Origin of the sequence: Mesorhizobium sp. (assembly GCF_004962925.1) — a bacterium.
GTDB lineage: Bacteria > Pseudomonadota > Alphaproteobacteria > Rhizobiales > Rhizobiaceae > Mesorhizobium.
Window position 1 is genome coordinate 1 of record NZ_SUEO01000220.1, and the last position, 10,556, is coordinate 10,556.

Below are 10,556 nucleotides of genomic sequence, written 5' to 3' on the forward strand. Positions count from 1 at the left end.
CGCTTCATCATCGACGCGCGCGAGGTCTACTACGAGGAACTGCCGCGCAGCCGGCAGCGCGAGGTTGTGGTCCGTCCCGACGGGACGCGGATCGTCACGATCCGCAATCGCTGGGGAGACGTCGTCCGCCGCGTGAAGATCCTGCCCGACGATCGCGAGATCGTCCTCGTCTATGTCGAAGACGACTATTACGACGAGGTGCTGGAATGGCGCGATCCCGGCCTCGACCTGCCGCCGCTCGACCTCGACATTCCGGTTCGCGACTACATACTGGACGCGGAATGGGTTGAGGACCCCGAGGACTACTATACGTTCCTCGACCAGCCGCCGGTCGAGCAGGTGGAGCGCACCTACTCGCTTGACGAGGTCCGGCGTTCGGCGCGCATCCGCGACAAGGTCAGGCGCATCGATCTCGACATCATCAATTTCGAGTTCGGCTCGGCCCAGATCCCGGAGAGCGAGATCGGCAAGCTCGAAGGCGTCGCCGAGGCCATGCAGCGCCTGCTCAAGGAGAACCCGGGCGAGACCTTCCTGATCGAGGGCCACACCGATGCGGTCGGGGCGGAGCTGGCGAACCTGGCGCTGTCGGACCAACGGGCCGAGGCGGTGGCGACCGCGCTGACCAACGTCTTCGACATCGCGCCCGAGAACATGGAAACGCAGGGCTATGGCGAGCAGTACCTGAAGGTTGAAACCCAAGAGCCCGAACGCGAAAACCGGCGCGTCTCAATCCGCCGCATCACGCCGCTGGTCGCACCCGTGGCGAGCTCCGAATAGGCCCCTACTCTTGTTTTGAGCCTGCCGGGAAGGTAGCGCCAGGCTCACCATTGCAAGCCCGCTCATATACCCCCGCGTATGAATTACGGTGACAGTGCACCAATTGTTCGCACCCCCCTGCGCTCGCGCTCACCAATCAGTGCACTGTCACCGTAATGCGGGCAAACGGACGAAATGATGAGATTGGAGGAGACGATGCCAGGCGTCGAAACCGCGATTAGGGAACTGCTGGAGAGTCGATCGGCCGCCATGGGCGCCAAAGACATTGAGTGGCTTATGTCCCTTTACTCCGACGACATAGTCTATTTCGACCTCGTACCGCCGCTTCGGTATGTGGGATCCAACGCCCTTCGCGAGCGGTTCTTAGATTGGTTTCCCCGCTGGTCTGGTCCGATTGGCCAGGAGCTTGGCCAACTGGATGTCTCAGCCGGCGACGCGGTTGCCGCCGCATGGATGCTTATCCGAGCGCATGGCGCCCTGAAAACAGGCGCGAAAGTCGACTACTGGGTGCGCGTGAGCAATGCATTTCGTCGATCTGCAGACAGATGGACGATCACGCACGAGCACGTTTCCCTCCCCGTCGACATGGGGAGCAGGACAGCAGTCTTGGACTTGACCCCATAGTGTCGCTGGGAAGCTCAGTGACGCCGGACGCATGCGCCGTCTATGGTAGAGCCCGAATTCCGAAGCCGCCCGCGTCCATCATGCAGACCTGTGGTTTCATCGTGAAGCACCTGACATGAAGCTTTCCTTTCACCCTCTGACGCCTGATCTATGGCCCGCGCTCGAGGACCTGTTCGGTGAGAGCGCCGTCTGCAGTCGCTGTTGGTGTATGTACGGGCGTATCGGCAGTTCTTATCGAAAGCGAACAGGTGAGGAAAACAAGGCCGCGTTCCGGCAAGCCGTCGAGAATGGTCCCTCCCCAGGCATACTTGCTTTCGACGGCGATACTGCTGTCGGCTGGTGTCAGGTGACACCGCGAGATGCGGTGCCCTGGCTCGATCGGCTGTGGCAGCTGAAGAAGGTGGATGATGCGCCGGTCTGGTCCTTGTCCTGCCTCTACGTGCGAAAAGGATACCGCCGGCAGGGTGTCACGTCACATCTGATCGCAGCGGCGCTGGAAGCTGCAAGGCGTGCGAATGCCCCTGCGCTCGAAGCCTATCCTTTTGATGCCGATGTATCGCCCAGCGCCTCCGCCTGTGGATACACCTCCACCTTCGCTCGCGCCGCGTTCAGGGTCGTCGCCCGCAGGGTGCCAGCCCGCCCGATCATGCGTTATGATTTCAAGCTAAATGCTGATGGTGGCGTATGATGCTTGGACCGCTTGTCCACAAGGCAAAGGCGACTTCGGGCAGGACACCGAAGCCAAACGAAGTGCCAGTCGCTTTTTTCACAAGCGATGCCGGAAGCTCCGGTGATCGCGGCGGCTTGCGGCGTCTAGGTTGAGCAAAAATCCGGAGCCGTCGCGCATCCATCATGCAGACCTATGATTTCATCGTCGTCGGCTCCGGCTCGGCCGGCTCGGTTCTGGCCGAAAGACTATCGGCCTCGGGCCGCTTCTCCGTTCTGGTGCTCGAGGCCGGCGGCACCGACCGACGCTTCTATGTGCAAATGCCGCTCGGCTACGGCAAGACCTTCTTCGACCCTGCGGTCAACTGGAACTACAAGGCCGAGCCGGATCCCAGCCTCGCCGGCAACGTCGACCACTGGCCGCGCGGCAGACTGCTCGGCGGCTCGAGCTCGATCAACGCCATGGTCTGGATCCGGGGCGCGCGCGAGGATTTCGACGCTTGGGCAGCGGCCGGCAATTCCGGCTGGGGCTTCGACGACCTACTGCCTGCCTTCAAGGCGCTCGAGGACAACCAGGCCGGCGCCAATCAATGGCGCGGTGTCGGCGGTCCGTTGCACATCACCGATTGCTCTAAGGCTGTCCACCCGCTGACCAAGCGCTATCTCGCGGCTGCCGGCCAGGCCGGCCTGCCGTTCAACCCGGATTTCAACGGCGCGTCACAGGAAGGCGTCGGCATCTATCAGATCACCACCAGGAACGGCCGCCGCATGTCGGCCGCTCGCGCCTTCCTTCGGCCGGCAATGAAGCGCAAAAATGTCCGCGTCGAGATCAACGCACTGGCGACCAGGATCCTGTTCGAAGGCAAGCATGCCGTTGGTATCGAATACGTCCAGAACGGTGAAACGAGGAGTGCCCGCGCCGGCCGCGAGGTCATCCTGTCGGGTGGCTCGATCAACTCGCCTCAATTGCTGCAGCTTTCCGGGGTCGGCCCGTCGGCCCTGCTCGGCGCTCTCGGCATTCCCGTCGTCCATGCCAATGAGAATGTCGGGGCGAACCTGCAGGACCATGTCGGCATCAACTACACTTTCAAGGGCAAGCTACCGACGCTCAACCAAATCCTGCGGCCATGGTGGGGCAAGCTCATGGTCGGCATGCAATACATGCTGATGCGCTCTGGTCCGCTGTCGCTGTCGATGAACAACGCCGGCGGCTTCTTCCGCACCGACCCGGCGGCGACACGGCCCAACATGCAGCTCTACTTCCAGGCGTTCTCTACCGTCATCCCGAAGAACGGCGAGCGCCCGATCCTGACGCCAGATCCGTGGCCGGGGTTTTCCATCGGCCTCTCCAACTGCCGTCCATCGAGCCGTGGCGAGATCATGATCCGCTCCAGCAATCCGCATGACTATCCGAAGATCGTCGCCAACGCCTATTCGACCAAGGCGGACGTGGCCGAGATGCTGACGGCGGTAAAGTTCGTGAGGAAGATCGCCTCGATGCCAGCGATGGCCGACATCATCGAGGAAGAGGTCTTGCCGGGTCCATCAATCACCTCAGACGCCGATCTCATTCAGGATTTCAGGAAACGCTCCGGCACCGTCTATCATCCGGTTTCGACCTGCCGTATGGGGCCGGACGCTGCCCAAGCCGTCGTTGACCCGCGCCTGAGAGTTCACGGCCTCGCCGGCTTGCGCGTCATCGACGCCTCGATCTTTCCCGATAACATCACCGGCAACACCAACGCGGCCTCGATCGTGACCGGATGGAAGGGCGCCGAATTGGTTCTGGAGGATCAAAAATGAAAATCACCGACGTCAAAACCTGGGTTGTCGGCAATCCGCCGCCCGGCATCGGCGGCAAGTATTTCATCTTCGTCAAGCTCACCACCGACGGCGGCGTCGTTGGCTATGGCGAGGCCTACAACGCCACCTTCTCCGCCCACGTCACCGCAAGAATGGTCGAGGACATGGCCGAGCGCTATCTCGTCGGCCGCGATCCGCACGACATCGAGAACTTCTTCCGCCGTGCCTATTCCTCCGGCTTCACCCAGCGTCCGGACGTTTCCGGCATGGGCTGTTTCTCGGCGCTCGAAATGGCCTGCTGGGACATCATCGGCAAGGAGGCCGGCAAGCCGGTCTACAAGCTGCTCGGCGGCCAGGTGCACGAGACGCTGCGTTCCTACACCTATCTCTACCCGCACACCGGCAGTGTCCATTCGGAGGATGCGCGCGGCAAGAACGTCTACAACGATCCCGACCTGGCGGCCGAATGCGCGCTCGAATATGTCGAGCAGGGCTTCAATGCCGTCAAGCTCGACCCGGCCGGCCCCTACACCGCCTTTGACGGTCATCAGCCGCGCCTCGTCGACATCGATCTCTCCGCCCGCATGGTCAAGGCGATCCGCGAGGCCGTCGGCACACGGGCCGACATCCTGTTCGGCACGCACGGCCAGTTCACCGCATCGGGCGCGCTGCGCATGGCCCGCGCCATCGAGCCCTATGACCCGCTCTGGTTCGAAGAGCCGGTGCCGCCCGATATGCCTGAGGTGATGGCACAGGTGGCGCGCGGCACGTCCATCCCCATCGCCACCGGCGAACGGCTGACGACCAAGTTCGAATTTGCTCGTGTGATCGAGAACCGCGCCGCGAGCATTTTGCAGCCGGACCTCGGCCGCTCCGGCGGCATTCTCGAAACCAAGAAGATCGCCGCCATGGCCGAGGCCTATCACATCCAGATCGCACCGCACTGCTATTGCGGGCCGATCGTCGGTGCGGCCAACATCCAGCTTGCCGTGACCTTGCCCAACTTCCTCATTCTGGAGTCGCTGAAGCAGTGGGACGGATTTCACGAAAAGCTGCTGAAGAAGAAGATCGAGTGGCAGGACGGCAACGTCATCCCGTCGAAGGAACCCGGCCTTGGCGTCGAGCTCGACGAAGCGGTCTGCGAGGCGCATCCCTGGACCGGCACGGACCTGCATTTGCAGATGATGCAGTCGCCGTTGATGCCGTGAGCGCGCGAGAGCTACGCCTTCATCGTACGCCGGGTTTCCCGGCTAAGACCGAGCTCTGCCATCAGGTAATTGTCACGCGATTTCAGCATATTGGCCGGATCGCCGAAATCACGCCCGAAAGGACTTGAATCAGTCTCTCAACACCTTGATTCAATATCTGAGCGTCAGCGCGGCGGGCAGAATCTCGAAGGTCGCCGGTATGCGCCCCGGCGACTCGCCGTCTATGTCGACCAGCGCGCCGTTCTTTTGCACATCGCCCAGCGGTTCGACAACCACTTTCTTGCCGCGCAAAATGGTGATTGCCGGATGGTTGCGATGCCGCCCGCCATAGAGCAGACGGATGTCCCAGATCAGTTTCAGCTTGCCCGCCGCGCGCAGGATGACGATGTCGAACTGCCCGTCGTCCAGTTCGGCATCGGGCGCGATCATCATGCCGCCGCCGAAGAATTTTCCGTTCGCCACCGCCACCAGCGCCACCCGCGCCTCGATTGGGGTGCCGTCGTCAACGGTGATCACAACGTCCTGGAACCGGTAGCGCATGAATTCCCACACGGTGCGCCAGTAGAACAGCGCCTTGGCCGACACCTTGCCCTTGCGCTTGTCTGCGTTGACCGCGCGGTCCGTGGCGCCCGAAAGCCCGAGGCTGGCGATGTTGATGAAATGGCGGCTGGCCAACGCGCCATGGTCGTCGACATAGGAGATGCGGCCGGCATCGACCTTGCGGGCCTTGGCCCCGGCGATACGCTTCAGCGTCAGGCCGACCTCACCCGACAGGCCGAGCCCGCGGGCGAAGTCGATGCCGGCGCCGCAAGGCAGCAGGCCGAGCTCGGCCGTCCGGCCTGTTTCCTGAGACGCCTGCAGCAGCCCGTCGGCCACTTCGCTGGCCGTGCCGTCGCCGCCAGCTGCGATCACCAGGTCGAAGCCGCTGGCGGCAAGGTCGAGCGCCAGCCGTTCGGCGTCGCCGGTCGCCTGCGTTTCGCGCAGCTCGAACTCGCCGAAATGTCTCTTGAGCGAAGCACTGACTTCCGGCCAATGCCGTTTTAGCCAGCCGCCGCCGGCAATCGGATTGAGAACCACCCCGACCTTCAATAACGCCTCCCCAACGGACAGCAACGACACTGCTGTCCAAAAAATCCTTTGCCGGCATTGAAGCCCGCGCCGCTCTGGGGGGCAAGGGCCGAATGTCTGATCCATGCTGCTCGCCGCAGATGAGGTCCTGCCCCTGCATTTCGTCCAAAAAACGCTCCGTCGCCGAACTCAGTCCCCGATAATCCCGCTATTCACAGGCTCGTCGCTGTTTCGCCAAACGCTTATCCCCCGTATATTAAACCCATCTCAGGCGGCTACCGATCGCCAAGTCGAAAGGCAAAGCGAAACGGCGGATTTCCTGAGGCCCGTACGGCCCCGAATGAAAGCAGGCTTGCCTGTTTTGAGGAGGGATGCCGAGACCTACGGGGCCGCGGAAAGCGTGCGAACGCCTACGGCGGACCGATGCTGCCATGAAGGACGGCAAAAACCTTCGATGGCGCGCTGGATGAAGCTCGCAAGGGTGGAGACTGGCGAGGTCCCGATCGGACGCTGCCCTCGGGCAATGGCTGGCAGGACCGTCAACATCAAGGCCGGCATGGCGCGACGTCTTTACGGAAGTTGCTGCCGCGACCGTGTCCTGATCTGACAGGGAGGCGCTGGGAGAAATCCCGGCGCCGACTGTCTTTGGGCTCTTCTCGCTATCCGACCGTCTGCTTCACTTGAAGCAGAAGTCAGGTTCGAACGCGCCTACAATTGGTGAGCCCTTTCGGCCACAGTCAGCGACCGTGAGAAATTGCGTGGCGCACCGTCACGCTCATTCCACAATCGCGGCCAAATCCCGCCTTGATCCGCAGCGATTGATGACCTTCAGCGTCGCGTGTCCTTTTCGGCCACGCGAAGGATCCCACTGGTATTTTGCAGAGCAACTCAAAGGCTTAAGACCGTGATCAAGACCGCCCTTGTCGCGATGACCATCGTCGGTTGCGACTGCGACGCCAAGCTTTGCGAGTATATCGGTGAGACGCCGGCCAAGTGGTCGACCATCGCCGATTGCGAAGCGGCCATGAAAAGCCAGATGCTGCACGAGCGCAATTTCAATTATCCGCTCGTCTCCGGCATCTGCCGCACGACGCAGACGCCGTCCTCGCAGCTTGCCACGACAGCCTCCATGCCTGAGTTGACGACGGCGACGCAGACCGCCACCGACCCGCTCCCCCGGGAATTGAGCCGTCGGCCCAGTGTTGCTGTCGGGTCGCAGGCAACAGCCACGGAAACAGAGGCTGCCAGGCCGGTCGCCTATGAAGCGGCGGTCGATGGCGGTGGCGCCGTGCTCTATCGCACCAAGACCGGTTACGCCGTGGTCAAGATCGACCTCGGCCGCGCCGCATCCGCAACGATCGGCCTGGCGAAGCGGTCGGCTGATTGGCTGGCGGCCAAGATGCCCAGCGGCTAACCCGCCGCCTCGTCCCTTGCGCCGATCTTGCGCACCAGCGCCGCCGTCGCCAGCATCGCCCCCATGTCTGATATCATCGGCGCGACATGCTTGGCGTAGTCGAGCTGCACCGAAATATCAGGCAGCTCGAAGAAGTCCTTCGCCTGCGGCAACAGCAGAAAACCGTCGCTGCCATTGAGCGCGACCCGCGCCGGATGATCAGGCCATGTCTCCCTGAGCCATGTCAGTGCCTGCGCCAGCCGGCCGCTTACCAGCGGCTGCGCCGCCTCGACATTGTCGGTGTGGAAGTCGTAGGCGGCATCGAGCTCCGGCACGCCGCATGACAATTCCTGCATCTTGCTGGCGAACATGCCGCGGAAGAACCCGACGGCCACATTAGTCCGGCGGGCCGCCACCAATATGCCGGGAAACGGCACGATGGTCTCGAAGGCGACGACGACCCCCTTGAATGCTATCGTTCCGCTCTTGCCCGTGCCTTGCCGTAGATCCGCTTCGTAAAGTTCGAACGGAAATCCCTCGTAGCGGCCGGATATGACGTCGTCGAAGCGCTTGCTGTTGAACGTGCCGATCGTCTCGCGCGGCAGCCGATCGAACGAATTCGGCGTCACGTCATGCTCGTAGCGCATATCCCTGATGAAACCGAAGATGATCGGCAGCAGCGTCTTGCGGAACGATTGCTGCAACGTGCTCGTCGGCTTGACCGCCTGGAAATAGAGCAGGATCGCCGCCACGAACCCGACGACATAGAGCAGCACATGCGGCGTCGAGAACCATCGCTCGTAGGGATCGGCGACCATATTGAAGAGCCAGGCTATAAGCGCCACGAATACCAGCACCAGTCCGATGAACAGCGGCACCCGCCAGCGGACTTGCCGGTAGGCCGAAGCCCGCCTGGCCTCATAGGCCTCGAGGTCCCTCTTGATACCGGCGATGTCAGTTTCATCAGGCATGAAATCCGCTGCTTCCATCGCCATCCCCGTGGAAAGAACGAACACCCAGTTCGGACAATAGCTGATTTTGCGGAAAGTCGCGCGACTACAGTGGTGGGATGGTGGTGAGCCCGCACGATCTGTCTGAGCCACCGGTCAACGCAGCCATCAATTCCCGTTACCAAAAACCGTGTTGAGACGGGCCATAGCCTTTTGTCTTAATATTCCTTCCAGCGCCTCGACCGGAACCAGCCGCTCATGGTCGCCGGCGCGCAGCCGCATGAAGGCGTGCAGCCGGTAGGCGGCAATGGCGCCACGCGTGCCGGCGTCAGCGCTGATATCGACGGTCAGGATGCCCCCGATGCGGCCCGGCCAGGGCTGACGCGAAAAGGCCGTGCCAAGGAAATCGCCGAGCCCATAGGCGACGAGCGCCTTGCCGATCCGTTCCACCGGCTGCAAGACATGGGCATGGTGGCCGGCGATCAGCCCGACGCCTTGCGCGGCCAAATGCCGTGCCAGTGCCCGCGTTTCAGCCTGTGGAAAATGCCGGAACTCCCAGTCCCAATGTGGCACCGCGCAGGTGAGGTCGATGGCGGCGCCGCGCGGCCATTGCGCCGAATCGCCTTGCATCGACACACGGCCCGCGAACGCAGCCGCTCCGGCATTGCGCCACAGCGTGAAAGCGGCAAAGCCTATTGTCAGCGGCCCGGCTGCAAGGCGTTCGATCGGACCGTTGGCGGCGGTACCGATGCTGCGGATGCCGAGACGGTTCAGCGCCGCCACGGTCTCGTCGAACCCGTCGACGCCCTGGTCGAGCACATGGTTGTTGGCGAGCGACAAAACCAACCTCTCATGCGAGATGCCGACGGCCGCCAGCGCGTCGGCGAGAAACCGCTCGGTCATGGCATGATGGGTGCCAAGCTTCGTGCCCATCGCCGCGCTTGGTCGCTCCACCACCGGGCTTTCGCAATTGCCGATCACCAGATCGGCGGAGCCGAGCAACGTGGCGATCGCCGGGTCGCATTGCGGCGCTCTGCGATTGGCCACGGCCGAGATATCGCCGACGAAGGCGAGCCGCACCGTCCGCGCCGGTGGCGGCTCCATCGTCGCTGCGGCTGCCGGCGCAAAGCCTTGTTGATCGCCGCTGAGCGAAGGCTTCAAGAAGCGTGGCAGCCACGACAATTTGTAGGAAAGCGGATAGTTCGACACGCGCAGCCTGCACTGGAATGAACGGCCACGGTAGACGATACGCCCGACATAGCGAAGCGCCTCCGTTCCGATTCGTGCGGCCAGATGCCTTGCAATAGGCACAGTACACAAGATGCGTATATGGTTGCCGCCCAACGGCATATCGGAGGACCAAGATGACGCGATTTTCGAGCCTGCTGACATCCGCCCTCATTCTGCTGTTGCCGATGTCTTCCGCCGGTGCCGCGGCGCCCGAAGCGGCAACCGCGCTGTTCGGTGCGAAAACCGTAGCCGAGCGCAACAGCGCTCTTGTCGAATTGGAAGCCGCCGCGCCCAGTGATCCCTCGTCGGCTTACGCCGCCGGCGCCGGCCAATTCTTCACCGCGCTGGAGATCCTGGCCGGCGGCCTGCACCGCCACGGCTTCGAAAGCCCGCAATCGTTCATGCTGCCGCTGATGCGGCTGCCGGTGCCGGACAATCCCAATCCCGAGCCGCTGACTTACGATGACTTCCGCGCCATCCTGGTCGCCTTCCGCGACCGGCTGCAGAAATCAGCCGCCACACTTGGATCCGTGCCTACCGATGCCGGTATCGGCATGGAGGTCGACCTCACCCGTCTCGGCATCGATCTCAACGAGGACGGCCAGATCGCGCCGGACGAAAGTGCCGCCGCGATCATGGCGTCCCTGCCGCGCGGCGGCGCGCCAGATGCGGCCGCACCTGCCCTCACCTTCCGCTTCGACCGCGCCGACGGCTACTGGCTGCAGGGCTACGCCGAGTTCCTGATGGCGCAGGCCGATTTTTGGCTGGCACATGATTTCAGGAACACCTTCGACGGATCGTTCCACATGCTGTTCCCGCGCGCCAAACTGCCGCTGC

9 protein-coding genes and 1 pseudogene are annotated in these 10,556 nt (G+C 62.9%); 7 read left to right on the forward strand and 3 right to left on the reverse strand.

Annotation, left to right across the window (positions count from 1 at the left end; genetic code table 11):
• From E5W87_RS29560 to E5W87_RS29580, 5 genes are all read left to right on the forward strand, one after another.
• The coding region (locus E5W87_RS29560; RefSeq protein ID WP_292405661.1) for an OmpA family protein at nucleotides 1-777 on the forward strand (777 nt) is incomplete at its 5' end.
• Between the two features lie 195 nt (nucleotides 778-972).
• Nucleotides 973-1,401 carry a nuclear transport factor 2 family protein gene (locus E5W87_RS29565; protein WP_292405664.1) on the forward strand — a complete coding sequence of 143 codons (429 nt, stop codon included), beginning with the start codon at nucleotides 973-975 and terminating at the stop codon, nucleotides 1,399-1,401.
• 115 nt (nucleotides 1,402-1,516) lie between these two features.
• Nucleotides 1,517-2,089, forward strand: a complete 573-nt coding sequence (locus tag E5W87_RS29570) for a GNAT family N-acetyltransferase (protein WP_292405667.1) — start codon at nucleotides 1,517-1,519, stop codon at nucleotides 2,087-2,089.
• 164 nt (nucleotides 2,090-2,253) lie between these two features.
• Nucleotides 2,254-3,870 (forward strand): GMC family oxidoreductase, encoded by a 1,617-nt coding sequence (locus tag E5W87_RS29575; protein ID WP_292405670.1) that lies wholly within the window; start codon nucleotides 2,254-2,256, stop codon nucleotides 3,868-3,870.
• The gene (locus tag E5W87_RS29580; RefSeq protein WP_292405673.1) at nucleotides 3,867-5,078 is read left to right on the forward strand and encodes a mandelate racemase/muconate lactonizing enzyme family protein; all 1,212 of its coding nucleotides are present in this window, start codon (nucleotides 3,867-3,869) and stop codon (nucleotides 5,076-5,078) included. Before E5W87_RS29575 ends, E5W87_RS29580 begins: the two co-directional genes overlap by 4 nt.
• Nucleotides 5,079-5,228: 150 nt before the next feature.
• Here the strand turns inward: E5W87_RS29580 and E5W87_RS29585 are convergent, their stop codons facing one another.
• Entirely contained in the window at nucleotides 5,229-6,167 is a 939-nt protein-coding gene (locus E5W87_RS29585; RefSeq protein WP_292405675.1) for a diacylglycerol kinase family protein, read from the reverse strand.
• Nucleotides 6,168-7,050: 883 nt separating this feature from the next.
• On the opposite strand from E5W87_RS29585, the gene E5W87_RS29590 reads away from it, so the two are divergent.
• Entirely contained in the window at nucleotides 7,051-7,560 is a 510-nt protein-coding gene (locus E5W87_RS29590) for a hypothetical protein (RefSeq protein WP_292405677.1), read from the forward strand.
• Here E5W87_RS29590 and E5W87_RS29595 read toward each other — a convergent pair.
• Nucleotides 7,557-8,528, reverse strand: coding sequence for a hypothetical protein (locus E5W87_RS29595; RefSeq protein ID WP_292405680.1), 972 nt, complete (start codon nucleotides 8,526-8,528; stop codon nucleotides 7,557-7,559). The genes E5W87_RS29590 and E5W87_RS29595 overlap by 4 nt on opposite strands.
• Before the next feature lie 129 nt (nucleotides 8,529-8,657).
• The gene (locus tag E5W87_RS29600) at nucleotides 8,658-9,698 is read right to left on the reverse strand and encodes a CapA family protein (RefSeq protein ID WP_292405684.1); all 1,041 of its coding nucleotides are present in this window, start codon (nucleotides 9,696-9,698) and stop codon (nucleotides 8,658-8,660) included.
• Nucleotides 9,699-9,853: 155 nt separating this feature from the next.
• Between E5W87_RS29600 and E5W87_RS29605 the strand changes: the two are divergent.
• A pseudogene (locus E5W87_RS29605) lies at nucleotides 9,854-10,556 on the forward strand (hypothetical protein); the annotation flags it as partial.